The sequence below is a fragment of the Marinoscillum furvescens DSM 4134 genome (assembly GCF_003386095.1).
Classification (GTDB): domain Bacteria; phylum Bacteroidota; class Bacteroidia; order Cytophagales; family Cyclobacteriaceae; genus Marinoscillum; species Marinoscillum furvescens.
Map to the genome: position 1 here is coordinate 91,264 of NZ_QREG01000019.1, position 18,631 is coordinate 109,894.

The following is an 18,631-nucleotide window of genomic DNA, read 5'->3' on the forward strand; positions in this document are numbered from 1 at the left end:
TTAAACTAAACCGAAAAGACCAGTTTGTACTGGCGCTTTTCAAAACTGGTCCATCATGGCATACCTAAAATATATTCATTTAAAATACATGCTTTCCATCCTCTTGCTATGGGTAGTGACACTCGCAATGGCTCAGCCGGTGAAGCTACCTGTAGAAGTTATCGGGGAGCAAGGCAAGGTCGTGGACAGGATGTTATATCTGGATCAGAATACTGCAAGTCAGGCCTCCACGCTTTGGCTGCAAATCAATAACCTTTCTTACGAAAACAAGGCTTCCATAAAAGTAAATGATGGCGCATGGTATGACCTTAACCATGAGTCTGTCACCATGCAGTATCAAGAGGAGGCCCGAGGGGGTATGGTTCACGGAGGGTTTAATACCATTCGGTTGAGCATTCCTATATCGCTGGACTCAGGTGAAAACGTTTTGAGTTTTAGGTTTAACCGATCAGACGGAATATCCAACGGGTATCGGGTGGTAGATTTTAACCTTCTTGATGCAGGAGGTGCACGTTTACTTGGGAAGGAGGCTTTTGTGCAAGATGATCCTTTCACCTGGGAGGCGCCCTACACCGATGCGAGTGCCATAGCAGAAGGAAAAGAACTTTGGGAAAACGCCACACTTTGGAGCAACTACTTAAATGAAGATACCCTCGGTGTATGGTATGCTTATGACCTGCAACCTGCCGTAGAGATGAAAGCGACTTGTGCAGACTGTCATGTGTCCAATGGGTACGATCTGGAGTATTTCAGCTATAGCAATGAGTCGATAATCGAGCGTTCAAAATTTCATTTGCTAAGTGAAGAGGAGGGAAAAAAGATAGCTTCTTATATCCGTTCGCTTTCTGGAGAGATTGATGGATTGGAACGCTACGGTCGTCCATGGAACCCCCCGTATCAGCCAGGTCCGGCTTTAGCCGACAAAACCATCGATGAATGGGCTGCGGGAGCGGGGCTCAATGCAGTATTGGAAAAAGATGAAGACATGCTCCCTTACATGTTTCCCGATGGAATCGATAGTGTGACCATAGCTGATTATTTTGATTCAGATAACATGGAGGATCGCACCCTCATGCCGCTGGCTGTGCAGCTGCCAGACTGGAAGCATTGGTTGCCACTGGTGCATCCAATGGATGCTTTTTCTGTAAACGACTACTACCACAATACTACCGTAGCTATTCAGCCGCGAGAGGGCCTGAAACGCATTTTTGACTACCTCAATGCTATGCCGCTGGAGCAACGAGACAAATCTGAGCTTCAAAATGAGTTACGGATTTTTCATCGACATTTCCGCCATTTTATGGATCAGACCGAAGGTCAGGTGCGGCACTGGCGGACCGGTGGCGATGCAGTCCGCAACAATCGCTACAACGACCGGGTGGCACATATCCCCGATGACATCCCGATAGAAATGGCCGTAACCAGCCTTGCCAGACTACTAGCTGTAAAGAATTTTGAGTTTATGAATGTCTATGAACTACGAGACAAGGCCAGGTGGTTCGCCATAGAGGAGGATTATGATGAGCTCAATCCACGGGGCTGGCAGTGGGTAGGTATTGATTACAATGTGTTTGAAGTTCCTCCACATTTTACGTCATGTATCACCACGGTAAACTGTGATGAGTTTGTAGGCCAACCGCGCAAAACGGGTCACTATGAGTCTACAGCGTGGTATCAGCTGCAGTTGGTACTCAATGGTGGCAATGGAAACACCGGTGGCAATGAACCAATGGACTGGCAATATCAATTGGATTTTATCAAACGAGCCTCTTCCAGTTCGGGAATCTACGAACCCATTCGCTACTATCACTCGCTCAATTCGATGTATCAATTGCGGACGAATAAAAAGAATAAAGGTCCGAACAGCGGGAGAGGATTTAGAGCACGTCAGCAATTGCCGCATTGGTTTTATGGGCTAGATGACAATAATTCCTTCTCCGGTTTCGAACCGGGGGCTTTTCCTGCGCTGCTTGATGAGATTAAGCCCGGAATGCAGCGAATGGTTTTGGATGCACTCCTGCGTCAATTTCTACGCGAAATGGACAAGCCTGAAAATGATCTTAGCAGATGGGATCGGAGGTCACCGCATGGAGGTGCCAACGAGCTGGAACCGGCCTCCAAGTCGGGAGAGCTCGTCAACATTGAAAGCAAATTGGGTTTATACTATTACACGGACAAGATGTATTACCTCATCCCTCGCTTTGCGGCTCTGGGTGTGGATTGTGAGCTGATCAACCGTTTAGTTGACTGGTCGGCCGAGGCCTGGCCCAACTATGACTGGGAGCAATTCCGGGCACATACTACAGCGAGTGTGATGCTCGCATATGAGGCGGAAGGTAGTTGTAATCCGGTACCTGAATCCTTTGAGGCCGTGACTGGAAACCTGGGCCAAAGCCCAACCTATATCTGGTCTGTAAATGACGTAAGAATCCCTGAAGGGTCTTCAAAGCTGGAGTATGCAGGACTTGAGCCAGGTGATTTACTGCAGGTGCGTGTAGTCAGTGACAGGCCATGTGTCACCAAAAAAGAAGCAGTGGCTACCTATCTAGTGCCACAAGCCGAATTTGATGTGATGGTCAGTAAAAATGGTGGAGCGTGGACCCTCGCAACTGATATGACAGTTTGTGACAATGATCAGATCTCGCTAAAAGTGGATATGCCTTTTGAGCCGATCCTTTGGCTGGATGCATTTGCGTTGGAAGCAGCCGGCGAGCTGGCCGATGGGGCAAAAGTGGGGCAATGGGATGACCGATCTGGAAACGACTATGAAGTAGTAGCCAATTCAGAAGCGCTCATGCCGTATTTTGATAAGGATGGATTCAACGGACTTCCGGCCGTGATGTTTGGTATGGAAGACAATGCCGATGGCTTGCGCTTGTTTACTACGGAGGAGGACGACTTTATGGAAGATGACTGGACCATGGCGATGGTAGGGCAGCAACAGGGAATCAACAACTGGGCCGATGTGATCGGTAATAAAACCGAAAGTAAATATGATGATGGTTGGTTCATGCGCTTTTCTGAAAATGGAAGAACGGAGATATCAGCTGGGGGTGCCTATTATGGTGGTAATACCTACGAGCTCCCGTTTGATTTTGTAGCCGTAATGACCAAAAAAGGCCGGGAGGTCAGCTTTTACCTCAATGGAAAATTCGAACGCTCGCTTACGATGGAACCAGGTGAGAAAATTACGACGGCTTATGAAATTTTCCTGGGTCTTTCCGATAAGGGGAATGCCAACTCCAGCCGCTTTCATAAAGGACCTATTTCAGAGGTTATGTTTTATGACTATGCGATGGAGCAGTCAGAACGAAACGTGCTGGAAGGGTACCTAAGTCACCGGTGGGAAATTGGAAACCAGTTGCCAAATGCCCATCCGTACATGGCTGCATCACCATTGGCTGTTTCTGCCCAGCTACCCAATGCTGAGAAGGTAACGCTAAGCTCAACAGCTACTTATGACTATGTGGTTTCATCATCCCTGCAGGGGCAGTTGACATTTAGTCCCCTGGCGTGCTCTCAGGTAGAAGCTACCACGAAAATCGCCTATGCATATGATCCGTCATTGACGAATGCGCAAATCGGATATGTCCTCGATGAGGATGCAATTTCAGTTGATAATCAGGTAGTTGTACGAGCTGATCAAAGTTTGGCTTTACAGCCGATGGAGGATTATGGTGATTACCAATGGGAACAGCCAAATGGGGATTTAATGCCGATCAACGAAGATCCTAAAATAGCCGCCACCTCCAACCAACCTGATATAATCGGAACCTGGAAATTACACCTGGGATTAGGCGCATGTTATGCGGATTTGGATCAGGAAATCAACTTTGAGGTGATCTTCACAGAACTACCAGCACACGACGTAGTGGTGGCGGTATCCGGTGATGGGCATAGTTCCCAAACCGGTACGCTGTTGGTCAATGATGGTAACAATCTGAAGCTACAGCTCACCCCGTCCACAGGTCATCAGCTATCAGCTGTTCTGGTGGATGGTGAGTCACAGGTATTTGATGTGGCACCAGGTCAGGCATATCAGTTTGAGCTGGGTGCGGTGACGCAATCGCATCAGGTGGACGTGGCGTTTGCAGCCAGGACCTCATATGAGGTGACGGTAGTTGTAGGTGATGGCGGTGAGTCAAGCCTGACACCAGGTACACATGAGGTCTTTGCTGGAGAAAGTTGGGAAGTTGTGTTTAATCCACTGTCTGGCCATAGGCTGGCGGATGTTACCGTTGATGGACAGTCTGTTGGAGCGCAAAGCAAAATCACATTGTCGGACGTAAATGCTGCTCACCAGATCAGTGCTACTTTCGAAAAGCATTATTATCAGATTTCGGCAACTGCCGGTGCCAATGGGTCCATTTCTCCGTCAGGTACAGCCGCTTATGCTTTTGGAAGTGCGCCGGAGTTTGTCATAACCCCGGACAAGGATTATGAAATCGATCAGGTGTTTGTAGATGGTGAATACGTAGGCCAATCATCAAGCTATCAGTTCGGTGCGGTTACCTCCAGTCACAGCATTGCCGTGAGCTTCAAACGTAAAATCATTCATCACACCATCACTGTGGAGGTTGCAGAAGGAGGGGCGATTAGTCCGGGAAGTCAGACTTTGCTGGAAGGTAAGACCGCCACTTTTGCGATCTCTCCATTTGAGGGTTACGAGCTCCGAGACGTCTTTGTTGATGGTCGGTCTGTAGGAGTGGTTAATAGTTATACGTTTACCAAAATCAAAGATTCGCATACGATTCGAGCAGAGTTTAAGCCAATTCCACTTCATGCTACAGTAGAAGCTTTTACCGTTTATCCAAATCCGGCAACAGATCACTTTTTCCTCACTGCTACCAAAGAAGTGGTGGGCATTGCTGTTCACACACTTGCTGGTAGCGAGGTGTCGATTAGCGCTTCTGCCGATTACCAAACAGTGCGATTGTTGCAGGACGTATCTGGCGAGCGCATGCTTTTGGTGACGGTGCAGTTTCGAGAGGGTACATCGGCCAGTACACGACTACTGCTCAGGTAATGGGCATATGGAATAGCTGGTTAATAGCAAGTTTGAATAAGTAATTGATATAAGAATGAATAATGCAAGTCTGATAGGAATAGGAGTGGATGTTGGAGGGTCTCATATCGCATGCGGTGGAGTAGATTTAGCTACCGGAGAGCTGGTGGCTGGTACCCACTTTGAGGCGGACCTGGATAATAAGGCTACCAAAGAATTGGTATTTGAACAATGGGCTCGGCCGATCAATCAGTGTTTAGAAAAGATCGGTGATGCAGCCATAGATGGTATTGGATTTGGGATGCCGGGAGCATTCAATTACCGCGATGGAATAGCACTGTACTCGGGCAACGACAAATATGAAAACCTGTATGGAGTAAGTGTGGTAGACGAATTGCCCGCCTACCTTTCCAAAAAGAATATATCGCTGCGATTTATCAATGATGCCACAGCTTTTGCAGTGGGTACATCCTGGTTTGGGGCAGCTAAAGGCACGTCTAAAGCGATCTGCATGACGCTAGGTACTGGATTTGGTTCGGCTTTTATCCATAACGGGGCACCCGTGGCTCATGGTACCGGCGTGCCGGCAAATGGATGCCTGTGGGACGCTCCCTTTCAGTCGGGAATTGCAGATGAGTATTTTTCTACGCGTTGGTTTGTAAATGAGTTTGAGCTGCGCCTTGGTGAGCGTGTAGCCGGAGTAAAAGAAATGGTAGCCCATCCACGTCAGGGGGTAGTAGAAGGTGTTTTCAAAACCTTTGCTGAGAACCTGGTGCAGTTTATGGCCCCCTGGATCACTGGATTCCAGCCGGAAGTGATCGTGATAGGTGGAAATATTTCCAGGGCCTGGAACCGCATAGAGCCCTGGTTGGGAAAAGCTTTTGAGCACCGCGGTATTCACATCAGGTGCCTTGTTTCCGATCAATTGGAAGAGGCAGCCATTGCCGGAAGTGCCCGATTGCTCAATGATGACTTTTGGACACAGATTAAAGACGATCTACCGAGTCAATAATTCTCCTCAATTAGTTGAAATAGATGTTAGGAACCCTGGTGAGCTTCGCCGGGGTTTCTTTGTTTTTCGACTCTGGGATAAGATGCTTTTATGGTATTCGAAACCAGCCGGGTTTGGTTAAGCTATATGCCCGTGGCTTTTAAATATTCCTGAAGTTTCAATAGCAAATCAGCGAGGTATTGGAGGTGAAATTCATGGCATAGCAGTATCTAATCAAGCACGAATTCACTTTAGCTACAGCCATTATTTCCAGTTCGCTACAAGTCCGCACCTGTTCGGGCATAACATCCAATTAATCGGTAATTAATGCCCCAAATATCTGCCCCTAGATCGGTATTTTTGTTAAGCACCTTTCTTTGAAAATTTGTGAATTTTTAGCCAATAAAGCTTCAAAAATTGCATTTTGATGCCTTTTTTGAATTTAATTAATGAGTTAATTCCATTTTAAGCTGTAATTAATCCCACCGTCCTAAGTTCGAAATGCAATTAAAAATCATAACACCAAAAACCTTACACTAACGTCGAGGTGCAGGAGGAACAAGAGCATACCGGGAACACCTTGAACCGCTTACAATACTTCCGACATTAGTTTTTGACTTAATGATAAAATTATGAGAAAAGCAGTACAACAGTCCATAGTGCGCAAGACATTATGGCTATTCGCATTCTTGGCGGTTGTTGGCATGAGTAGTATTGCTGCCATGGCACAGTCCGCAAGTCCCAACGACCTGAAAGTGTCCGGGACAGTGACAGATGAGACGGGATCGGGATTGCCCGGAGCTACTATCGTAGTAAAAGGTACCACCACGGGTACCACCACAGATATAGATGGTAAGTATTCACTACAAGTACCGGAGGGAAGCACCATCACAGTTTCCTTTATTGGGTACAAAACAGAAGAGATGGCTGTAAATGGCCGATCGGTCATCGACCTGAGCCTTACAGAGGATCTGGGAGATTTAGAAGAGGTGGTTGTTGTGGGGTACTCCACACAAAACAAAGCCAGCCTGACCTCCGCTGTTTCTGTAATCGGAAATGAAAACATTCAAACAACCAACCACACCAGTTTGGCACAAAAGCTCCAGGGAAAAGTTGCAGGCCTAAATATCCGTCAGGCAAGTGGCCAGCCAGGGGTTTTTGACAATGACATCAATATCCGTGGGTTTGGAAACCCGATTTACGTAATTGACGGTATTCGTCGGGAAGGCAAGGGAGAGTTTCAGCAGCTCAATGCCAACGATATCGAGAGCATCACCGTGCTCAAGGATGCCTCTGCTGCTATTTACGGACTAGGCGCTGCAAACGGTGTAATTCTGGTTACCACCAAGAAAGGAACCAAAGGGGCTCCAAAATTTAAGTTTGACATGAACTTTGGCGCGCTTACTCCAACCAACGTGCCGGACATGGCCAATGCCGCACAGTATATGGAGATGACCAACTATGCTACGATTTATGAGCGTGGCAACAACGACCGCACGCCGTTGATATCTCAGGAAGAGCTAGCCAAATGGCAAGAAGGTGGCCCTGGTTATGAAAGCACTAACTGGTACGATGAGGTTATGAAAGATCGAGCTGATTTTCAGCAATACAACCTGTCTGTAACCGGAGGTGGCGATAAAGTAGGGTACTATGTGGGTTTCGAGCACTTGCGTGAAAATGGCCTGCTCAAAAGTGAGGATATGGGTTACAAGCGCTACAACCTACGCTCCAATATCACCACGCAGTTGACGGACAATCTGGAAGCACAACTCCTGTTAGGGGTACGTCACAGTACTAAAACGCAACCGGGAACGGGCTTTTTCAACATCTTTAAAGGTTCCAGGGTAAGCTTACCCACCGAAGGGCCATATGCCAATGGAAACCCTGAATATCCGGCAGTGATCTATTTGGATCAAAATCCAGTAGCCTTAGCCGAGCGTGACATTACAGGCTACGCGGAGGAAGAGACTCAAAGCTTACAGTCTTCTTTTTCCTTGGAGTACAAAGCACCATTTTTAGAGGGACTTTCCTTCAAAGGGGTAGCATCTTATGACCTCAACAACTATGAGGCAAAAAACCTCGCTAAGCCATATTTTCTCTATACTTATGACTCGGCAGCCGGATACGTAAAAAACAAATACCGCGATGGATCTGGAAACATCCAGCACCGGAATAGACTCAATCAGTACCTGACTTTTCAGGGATATATCAACTTTGATCGTAAGTTCGGTACCAAACATGATGTGAATGCGGTCCTTGTTTATGAGCAAAACCAGCACAATAGAGAAGAATACTGGATCAGAAGGTACTATGGAGATTTCTATACCAAAGACGTATTAGAATTCGCTGGATTACGCATGGAAAGCGGCTCCAATCCCTGGAATGGAGCGGATGTGTCTTACATCGGGCGAGTCAACTATAGCTATGCCAACAAATATCTGCTGGAAGCTGCTGCCAGATATATGGGCGAGTTTAGATATGCGCCTTCCAACAGATGGGGGCTGTTCCCCATGATGTCACTGGGATGGAGAATCTCTGAGGAATCATTCATCCGAGATAATGTGGCGATGCTGTCAAACCTGAAAATACGCGGATCTTTTGGTACCGTGGGAGGACCTGAAGGACTTCCATTTCAGTATGTAGAGGGCTATTCTGTAAACAGTGGCGGTCCTTACGAATTTGAGGATGGCGTGCAACTATTCGGAATCTCAGCTCCGGCTCCAGCCAATGCAAAACTTTCGTGGCAAACAGCTGAAACCATCAATGCGGGAATAGACGTAGGGCTTTGGGATAACAAACTGACCCTGTCGGCAGATGTCTTCCAAAGACACCTTAAAGGCATACCAGCTCGTAAAAACATATCACTTCCTGATACTTACGGAGGTGAACTGCCCGAGGAAAACCTAAATAGTAATCTCACTCGTGGATGGGAAATGATTGTAGGTTACAAATGCAACATCGGAGAGCTTTCTTACAATGTGTCTGCTAACTACACCTTCAATCGCACGAAAGCCGTTCATCGGGAGGGAGAAACTTTCACCAACAGCTACAGTAAGTGGAGAAACCAGCGTGCAGACAGATGGCAAGGTATTGTTTGGGCATACGACTATGCTGGCCAGTTCCAAAACGAAGACGAGCTGCGCAACTCTGCCATGCAAAACGGTAGCGATGGGAACATCACACGTGCCTTGCCCGGAGATTTTCGATACAATGACGTGAATGGTGACGGAATCATCAATGGCGATGACCTTTCGCCAATCCTTTCAGACGGTACACCTCGCCATCAGTATGGTTTAAACCTTGACCTGTTTTACAAAGGCTTTGATTTCAACATGTTGCTACAAGGTCAGGCCGGTCATACCTTGAGGTTCCGAGAAGTATACGGTCAAATCTTTGCCTTCAGAGGCAATACGCCAGCATACTTCTACGATAGCTGGAGGAAAGAAGATCCTTACAATCAGGACAGTGAGTGGATAGCAGGTGAATGGCCAGTGCCAAGAAACATTGACTCAATGCCAGGCATGACCTACAGTGAGCACAGCATGTGGAGAAGAAATGCCACCTACCTAAGACTCAAAAGCGTGCAGTTGGGCTACACCTTCAACACGGAGCTTATCAAAAAGACCGGAATCGCTTCTATGAGACTTTATACCACAGGTTTTAACCTGATTACGCTTACTGATCCCTGGGTGAAACCTCACGATCCAGAGCGTACCAACAATGGTCCTGGCTTGAGCTATGATGCGGGCTTTGGCTATCCACTAGCCAAAACCTATACCGTGGGCCTAAACATTACTTTCTAACGACTAACATCCAAAGAAATGAAAAAAGCTAAATATATATTATCGCTGGTTGCATCTACCTTTCTTGCAGTAGGATGCCACGATGCACTAGATGTAGAGCCGTTCGATAAAATCACTGCTCAGGACCTGTTTTCAGATCCTGCAGGTACCGAACTCTACATGGCAGACTTGTATTACCGCATGCCGGTAGAAGATCTAAATTATTACCCCAAGCAGGGATTTGAAGTTAATTACGGTGGGCCAAACAATGCCGGAGAAGTGCTGGCAATGCTCACTCCCTGGGCCAATCACAGTGGTAGAAACCTTTTTGTGAATGGTGACTATGGCGAATGGTGGAAAGTAGAAGATAATGCGCGACCGGACAAAACCTTTACTCCGTGGACACTGATACGTAACACCAATGCTTTGATAGAGATTATTCCAGACCTCAATGTGGATGAACCTACCAAGCAACAGTATTTAGGTGAGGCTTCATTCATCCGTGCCTTTGCATATTTTGGCCTGGCCAAGCGTTATGGTGGAGTACCGATTATTAAAGAGCGTCAAATCTACGAAGGTGATCCTGATGCGTTGTTAGTCAGTAGATCCACAGAAAAAGAGACCTGGGATTTTATCCTTTCTGAGTGTGATGTAGCTATACAAAATCTTGAAGGGGTAGAAGATCCGAATTATAGAAAAGCGACCAAATGGGTGGCACTTGCACTGAAGTCTAGAGCTGCTTTGCATGCGGCTTCAATCGCTAAGTTTGGGGCACAGGCGGATCTGGTAGGACCCGCTGTGGAGCAGGGGCTGGTGGGTATACCTGCCAGTGAGGCTGCCAACTACTACCAGCAGTGTCTGGATGCCTCCAAGGCATTGATGGATGGACCGTTTGAGTTGTACAAAGCCAGCCCGGGTGGGCCGGAAGAGGCGGCAGAAAACTTCCGTGAGATGTTCGAAAATCCAAACCTTGCAATAGGCACAGAAGCCATTTTTATCAAAGGAAAAGCCTCTCCCGGAGACTTTTTGGGGAATAACTACGACATCTGGTTTAATCCAAACCAAACACGAAACGGATGGCCGCACCCAGGACGTTTTTGTCCTACGCTGGATTTCGTAGACATGTTTGAGTCCTACGGTGGAGGTGGAGTCAGCGACCCTATCGAAACAACCATAGACGGAGATGTCACGAACTATCTGGGATATGATCCCGCTCGTGAATACTTGAAATTTGATCACCCAATGGACATCTTCCAGGGAAAAGATGCGCGACTTTTTGGCAGTGTGATGCTACCAGGCGCAGAGTGGAAAGGTGTGGAGATCGTCTACCAAAATGGATACATTCAGCCAGATGGGGAGTTTAAGACTGATACCAAGTTGAGCATGGAAATCGATGGTGTGACCTACCATACTTTTGGTGGGGCTACTCAGGCGGACTACTCTGGTTTTGATCCTACAGGATCCAATCATTCCAGCACAGGCTTTGGCCTGAAAAAGTTTCTAAGCACAGACCCTGTTGTGCCGGCATGGAACCAAAGCTTTACAGATTTCATGGAGTTTAGACTGGCCGAAGTGATGCTTAATTACGCGGAAGCTCAGGTAGAAAGCGGTCTGGGTGATGCAGATGTGGCCACTGCAGCTATCAATGCGCTTCGTCGCAGAGCAGGACATTCTGATAACATTCCATTATCAGTAGAAAATGTTCAGCGTGAGCGGGTAGTGGAGTTGGCGTTCGAAAACAAGCTGTTTTGGGACATGATTCGCAGAAGAGAATTCCATACGTATTTTGATCAGACGCGTACTCATGCGCTAGTGCCGGTGTTGGACTTGCGTGAAAGTCCTCCAAAGTACATCTTCTTGCGTAAAGACATCCGTCCGAACTCTCCACAAACTTTTGTGCACAGAGAATACTATCGCAGAATCGATAACCTCGGACTCAACCAACTCACTCAAAACCCGGGTTGGTAAGCTAAAAAAAACAGGACAGACCGTCGGCAGGATAAGCCGGCGGTGATTTAAACAAGACATTTACAGAGATGAAAAAGATTAAAAATATAGCATTGGCGCTGTGCACGGTAGGGGCACTCTCAGCCTGCGAGCTGGATAACTTTGAAGGTCCTGATGCTGGCTTGTACGGTGAAATTATTGATAAAGAAACAGGGCGTAAAGTACCTCAGGACATCATCAATGGTACGCTCATAGAAATATGGGAGTACGGTTATGATCCGGTGACACCCCAGCGATTGGAAGTAAAAACGGATGGTAGCTACATGGATACCCGTTTGTTTAGCAACATGTATGACGTCATTCCTGTTAATACCAACTTCCACAACAATGCCACTGAAAGCATAGATACCTTACAAGTGGAGATCAAAGGACAAACCGAACTCAACTTTGAGGTGGTACCTTACCTGCGGGTAGTAGATGCCAACATTTCTAAAACAGGTAGTAAGGCAGTGGCCACCTTCAGGCTGGAGCAGCCGATCGATTCGGTGTATCTAAACGCTGGGGATACCGTCAAGCGTGCTGTCGTGATTAAAGAAGTTGGTCTATATGCACACCTGGACCCGAATGTAGGAAAGGACATGAACCTGGGTAAAACCACCGTGACGGTCAATGACGTAATCCGTGAGGGGGAAAATGATGTCTATAGCCTGGAGTTTGATACTTCTCGTGATACAGACTTTGTAAACGGAGGTAAAGTTTACCTGAGAGTAGGTGCCATCTCTGACATGCCAACTGCGCGATCAAATTACGGCAGTACGGTGGAGATGGATTTTTAAAATAAATCAATAACACATACTGAGGCTGTTTCTGTCAGGTTATCTACAGTTTTCTGGAATCTGTCTACCGCTGAAGCAGCCTCCATTTTCGAAGAAGCTCAATTTTTACATAAAGCTTCGCTCCACCGCGGAGGATCGGGGGAGTGCTGGCTGCGTGTTGCCAAAATACAATCTGACTTGTCTGATTAGGAAACAATGAAAAAGAATTATCGAACCAGGATCTTGGGAATTTTAGTTAGCCTTGGGCTAAGCCTGATCATCCTATATGCCTGTAATAGATCACGTGCCGAGCGGATCTATGGCGAACCAACCACGGAACAACAATCACTTACCCAATTGGTAAATCCATTCATCGGTACTGGTGGCCATGGACATACTTTTCCGGGTGCTAGCATGCCCAATGGCATGGTGCAGCTCAGTCCGGATACACGCCTCATGGGGTGGGATGCCTGCAGTGGCTATCATATCACTGATGAAAGCATTTTGGGCTTTTCACATACCCACCTAAGCGGTACAGGTATTGGCGACTATGGAGATATCCTGTTTATGCCAATCACGACCACTCCCGAATTCACACCAAACGAAAATGGCAACTACAGCCATGCATATGCCAATAAGAAACGAAAGGGTAGTGAAAAAGCGGAGCCAGGATATTACTCGGTGGTCTTGGATGACAACAATATCGGTGTAGAGCTCACCACCACCACACGAGCAGGTTTCCATCGCTACAGCTTTGAAGGCAGTCATGCAGGGCTACTCATAGACCTAAACCACACGCTGCAGGGGCATCGGCAGGTCGAAAACATATTGGAGGTAGTGGGTCCCAATGAAATTCGCGGGGTGAAGCGCACCAGTGGATGGGCACGGAAGCATGAAGTCTATTTTCACGCAGTATTTTCCATGCCTTTTCAGTCCCAACTCCATGCTGATGGTAGCATAGCGGAACTTACGTTTGAAGACAATACGCACGAGCTACTGGTGAAAGTGGGGATTTCTCATGTGGATTGGAAAGGAGCCAAACGCAACCTCGACGAAGAGATTTTGGATTGGAGTTTTGATAAAGTGCGTAGGGCTGCCAAAGACTCCTGGGAGCAATACCTCTCCACAGTGACCGTAGAAGGTGGCAGCATGGATGACCGCACCATCTTTTACACGGCGATGTACCATGCCGGGCTTGCACCCAATACATTTAGTGATGTAGACGGTAGGTACATGGGTATGGATCGCCAGATTCATCAATCCGATCGACCTATTTTTACCGTTTATTCCCTTTGGGACACCTATAGAGCCCTGCATCCGTTTAACACACTTGTGCGACCGGCCATCAATCAGGACATGATCCAGTCCCTCATTACCAAGTATGAAGAAGGAGGTGCGCTGCCCAAGTGGGAACTGGCCGGCAACTATACGGGCACCATGATCGGCTACCATGGAGTTGCAGTGATTGCTGATGCTTTTACCAAAGGTCAAAAAGACTTTGATATCGAAACGGCCTATGAGGCCATGATCAAATCGGCACATTACGACACAGCGGGGATTCATTTTCCAGACGCTCACATTAGAGAAAAACTCATGCCTAAAGCGAAAGCGTTGAACAATGAGCTGGGCTTTATTCCGGCAGATTTGGAAAACGAATCTGTATCCAAGGCCCTGGAATATGCTTACAATGACTGGTGCATTGCGCAAATGGCGAAAGGACTGGGTAAGACGGCTGATTATGAATACTTCATGACCCGCTCGAAACGATACGTTCAGTATTTTGACAAGGAGACGGGCTTTATGAGAGGTAAACTGGCCGAAGGAGGTTGGAGAGAGCCTTTTGATCCGAAATATTCGCGCCACCGAAAAGACGACTATGTAGAGGGTAATGCCTGGCAGTGGTCGTGGTTTGTGCCGCACGATATCAAAGGGCTGGTTTCACTGCACGGAGGTCGGGAGGCCTTTGTAGCAAAGCTGGATCAACTTTTTACAGAAAGCAGTGAAATTACCGGAGACCATAGCTCGGCTGATATTTCCGGGCTGATCGGCCAGTACGCGCACGGCAATGAGCCCAGCCATCATATTGCGTACATGTACAACTATGTAGGGGCACCTCATCGGGCACAAGAGCTTACTCGCCAAATACTGACTTCTCAGTATTCCAACAACCCCAACGGACTTTCCGGCAATGAAGATTGCGGCCAAATGTCCGCGTGGTATCTGCTGAGTGCAATGGGCATCTATCAGGTAGCACCGGGAAGTCCATACTATACCTTTGGTTCTCCACTGTTTGACAAAGTGACCATTCATCAGGAAAATGGAAAAGACTTTACCATTGAGGCACTCAATAACTCTCCGGAGAATATCTACCTGCAGCGGTATGTGTATAATGAAAAAGAGCTGGAAGTGCCTTTTATCAGTCACAAGCAAATAGAAGAGGGAGGAGTTTTACAATTTGAAATGGCATCCTCGCCCAAAAGTGAGGACCCACAATAATTTGAAAATATGAAGAAACTTACCATAACATGTCTGATGCTGCTCGTCGCTCGCCTGTCCATGGCGCAGATGATAGTAGATAGATGTGAAATTACGCCCGGGTGGGAAAGTGACAATGTGCTGACCGTAGAGCGTACGGATAAGAAAGAAGGACTTGGAGCTCTTAGTTTTAGCGGTACAGGTACCAAATGGTTTAGTAAGAAATATGCACAGATTCAGTCTGGTGTGTCCGAAAATGGCTACTTATCCTTTTGGCTCTACCTCTCTGATGCCTCCACCTTTAGTGGAAGTGGTTTTGTGGAGCTCAATAGCTCCGCTACCGAAGGTACAGATGCCTATCGATGGAGCATGCAGGATTTGTCTTTGGTCGATGGCTGGAACGAACTCAACCTCACATTCACTTCTGCTCAAAAGCTGGGTACGCCAGATCTCAGTGCTGTACGCGGATTCATCATCTCACAGGCATTATCAGGCACGCTAGAAGCCAGATTGGATGGCTTGAAACTACGCAATAGTCTGACGACCAGCACCCCAGAGTTGTTGGATATCAAAACGGTAGACCCCTCGACCCTGGATGGCAAAGTCATGTTTGGCTATCAGGGGTGGTTTTCATCACCTGGTGACGGCACTACGCTTGGTGATCGCTACCATCACTGGGGCGATTTGGCTCCTGGTGAGGGAAAGCAAAGCAATCTCAGTATAGAAATGTGGTTTGATGACCGTGAGTTTGATCCAGACGAACTTTACCCCACGGGATACAGATTTCCCGACGGACGGGAAGCAAGATCATTTTCGTCAGGCAATAAAAAGACGGTCATGAGACACATGAAGTGGCTCCGCGATTATGACTTGGATGGAGTTTTCCTTCAGCGCTTTATGTCCGAGGCACGAGATGCAAAGTTTAAGACCTTTCGGGACACGGTAGCCGTACATGTAAAAGATGGATGCGAGCGATATGGACGCACCTTTGCCATGATGTGGGATGGCCTCAACTATGCGGGGGCTGCAGAAGATATCAAAAACGACTGGATGCATTTGGTAGATGACCTCAAATTGACCGAAAGCCCCAATTATTTGCACCACCGAGGTAAACCGCTGATCTCACTGTGGGGGTATACCGTACGTGATGAAGCCAAGCTGGAGGAACTGGAAGAGCTGATTGAGTTTTTTCATAACCATCCGGAAGAAAAGTACCGCGCCTCTATCAAGCTAGGCTGCAATGACAGCTGGCGTACCCGTGGTGGTGGCATGTGGCAGGAAGCATTTAGTAAGGTGGAGGTAATAAGCCCTTGGACAGTGGGGCGTTATGGTTCTTCAAAAGAAGGCTATGAAAACTTTGCCAATCGTACCACCGTGCCAGATATGGTATGGTGCAATGAAAGAAACATAGACTACTTGCCGGTAAACTGGCCTGGATTTTCCTGGTTCAACTTACATGATGGACCTAAAAACCAGCACCCAAGACGCAGTGGAGACTTTTTCTGGGAGCAGGCCAGCGGCAATATCAGTAGAGGGGCCAAAAGTTTGTATATCGCCATGTTCGATGAGATAGACGAGGCGACTGCATTTTTCAAACTACCGGAAAATAAAGACATGTCGCCAGACAAGGGTTACTGGCTTTCACTGGATGCGGATGGAAAAGAGATCCCGAGTGACTGGTATTTGCGTGCGGTGAGTCTGGTAACTCAGGTTGTGCGTGGCGAGGAAGAAAACCGTGAGTTTCTGGAGACACCTCCGGACGGTATTGATGCCTTTAGTTTAAAAGCTACACATGCTACCTGTGCATCAGCAAATGGCGCACTTGCTTTAGGCTATCCTGCGGGATCCGAAGCCTGGCAATTTAGTATTGACGGTGGGCAGAACTATAGCTACACGGCAGACCCGACAGTTTCTGCGCTACAAGTGCCTAACCTGTCCGCTGGTTTGTACAATGTCTGGGTGAAATATGCGGATGGATCATTGCCTACCGATCTTGGGGATGTGCTCATCGTAGATTCTCAACCTGAAATAACGCTTACCAAAGAAGATGCCTCTTGCCTTTCGGATGGTGTAATTCATATTTCTGTAGGTACCAATCCGTATTTAGGAGCCGTATCAATCAGCATGGATGGTGGTGCTACTTATGGTATCACGCTTGAGGAAGGTGTCTATCAAAAAACACTCGAAGGTATCGCAGAAGGGCAATACGACGTTTGGGCCCAATGGGAAAGTACCACTTGCGCACAGGCTGTGGGTGTAGTGGACATTGCGGCGATTGTGCCTGCTCCGACAATCAACCCTGAGGTCTTTGATGAGCCTGCTACAGGGAGTATTTGTCTGGGTAGCAGTCTGACTTTGGCGGCTATCGTAGACGAATCGGTAACTGTGGAGTCTTGGTTGTGGTCTGGCCCGGGTGGTTTTGAAGCCAATACATCCGAAATTTCCGTTACGAAGAGCCTCTCAGAGGCAGAGGCCGGTACTTATACAGTGACTTATACGGATGCCAAAGGTTGTTCGGCTACAGAAAGCTATGAAGTAGTCGTAGGTGAGGGGTCGGTTCCTGAGGTTGCCTTTCAGGTAGAAGCGGATGGTAACCTAAGAAATCCTGAAGAGGTCGTATTTTGCGAAGGTGAACGACTTATTTTGGAGGCTACACCCAATGAGTCGACCTACACCTATGAGTGGGAAGGACCAAATGGATTTCGAAAATCCGGTCGTAGAGCAACACTTTCTAATAGCGCGTCAGCTGATTTGAATGGTACCTATTTACTAAAAGTGACCAGCGCGGAGTGTTTTTCAAAAATAGAACAAGTAATCAGCGTAGGAGTCGAAGGACAGTGTGGGTCGCAAGTACTCGGATCGCAAGCCTCTCAGGCTTTTCAAGTTTTCCCAAACCCAGGGCATGGTCAATTCGCATTGGTCGGTGAGACAAATCTGGGAAACGTTAAATTGACAGACTTTACCGGGAAGGAGCTCAACCCAAGGCTATTACAAACCGGTAATGAATCCTACGAATTAGATATTCGAGACCAGCCAAACGGCATTTACTTACTCTACTTTATATCGACGGCCAATCAAAGCCACACCATTAAACTGGTAAAGCGCTAGCAATAGGGCTAATTATTCGGAAAAAGGCTGTCTCCAATGCAACTGTAACGTTTTACATTTGAGACAGCCTTTTTTTATTTCTAAGTTCAATGCATACCTGATCAGGCTGTCATGCACCGCTCAGGCTTATTTCATTAAAGTTTCCAGCAACCACGACTGAGAAAAAGGACGAGCTGTTACCCTTCTGTTTGCTATAGCCGCTGCTCCTGGCTTCTTTGTCTAGCTCACATATCAGTACCGTTTTTCGGGTCAACTATCGGCCACTTCTTGGTGCGAAATCATTGCCCATTGAAACCCGAAGGAGGTGCGTGAGCTTATGAAATTCATGAAATAGCAGTGGAATGGACTGGGCAAATTAGCAAGTCGACAATTTTTTTTTGAAATACTAAAAAATAGATAACCCCTAAAAGCGCCAAAAACGGTGATTAATTAGAAAAAGTGCGATTAAGTCTGATTTAAGCCGATTTTAACAAGCTGTTAAGAGCATTTTAATCGCATTTTAAGTACC

7 protein-coding genes are annotated in these 18,631 nt (G+C 47.2%); all 7 read left to right on the plus strand.

The annotated features are described in order from the left end of the window. The first annotated feature begins 55 nt into the window (after positions 1–55). Positions 56–5,026: an InlB B-repeat-containing protein gene (locus C7460_RS17650; RefSeq protein WP_115869458.1), complete on the plus strand. Its 4,971-nt coding sequence runs from the start codon at positions 56–58 to the stop codon at positions 5,024–5,026. Positions 5,027–5,081: 55 nt separating this feature from the next. Beyond that, positions 5,082–6,017, plus strand: a complete 936-nt coding sequence (locus C7460_RS17655) for an ROK family protein (RefSeq protein ID WP_115869459.1) — start codon at positions 5,082–5,084, stop codon at positions 6,015–6,017. 611 nt (positions 6,018–6,628) lie between these two features. Further along, positions 6,629–9,799: a SusC/RagA family TonB-linked outer membrane protein gene (locus C7460_RS17660; protein WP_245986441.1), complete on the plus strand. Its 3,171-nt coding sequence runs from the start codon at positions 6,629–6,631 to the stop codon at positions 9,797–9,799. A gap of 18 nt (positions 9,800–9,817) precedes the next feature. After that, positions 9,818–11,746: a RagB/SusD family nutrient uptake outer membrane protein gene (locus C7460_RS17665; protein WP_115869461.1), complete on the plus strand. Its 1,929-nt coding sequence runs from the start codon at positions 9,818–9,820 to the stop codon at positions 11,744–11,746. Positions 11,747–11,814: 68 nt separating this feature from the next. After that, a complete protein-coding gene (locus C7460_RS17670) occupies positions 11,815–12,561 on the plus strand; it encodes a DUF3823 domain-containing protein (protein WP_115869462.1) in 747 nt (248 codons plus the stop codon). A 222-nt stretch (positions 12,562–12,783) separates the two neighbouring features. Beyond that, on the plus strand, positions 12,784–15,036 hold the full coding sequence (locus tag C7460_RS17675; protein ID WP_221409568.1) for a GH92 family glycosyl hydrolase: 2,253 nt from the start codon (positions 12,784–12,786) through the stop codon (positions 15,034–15,036). 9 nt (positions 15,037–15,045) lie between these two features. Continuing rightward, positions 15,046–18,123 carry a T9SS type A sorting domain-containing protein gene (locus C7460_RS17680; RefSeq protein ID WP_115869464.1) on the plus strand — a complete coding sequence of 1,026 codons (3,078 nt, stop codon included), beginning with the start codon at positions 15,046–15,048 and terminating at the stop codon, positions 18,121–18,123. The last annotated feature ends 508 nt before the right edge of the window (positions 18,124–18,631 follow it).

Coding starts and splice junctions, on each gene's coding strand:
- C7460_RS17665 (WP_115869461.1), top strand. CDS start 9,818: ATGAAAAAAGCTAAATATATATTATCGCTGGTTGCATCTACCTTTCTT.
- C7460_RS17670 (WP_115869462.1), top strand. CDS start 11,815: ATGAAAAAGATTAAAAATATAGCATTGGCGCTGTGCACGGTAGGGGCA.
- C7460_RS17660 (WP_245986441.1), top strand. CDS start 6,629: ATGAGAAAAGCAGTACAACAGTCCATAGTGCGCAAGACATTATGGCTA.
- C7460_RS17680 (WP_115869464.1), top strand. CDS start 15,046: ATGAAGAAACTTACCATAACATGTCTGATGCTGCTCGTCGCTCGCCTG.
- C7460_RS17655 (WP_115869459.1), top strand. CDS start 5,082: ATGAATAATGCAAGTCTGATAGGAATAGGAGTGGATGTTGGAGGGTCT.
- C7460_RS17650 (WP_115869458.1), top strand. CDS start 56: ATGGCATACCTAAAATATATTCATTTAAAATACATGCTTTCCATCCTC.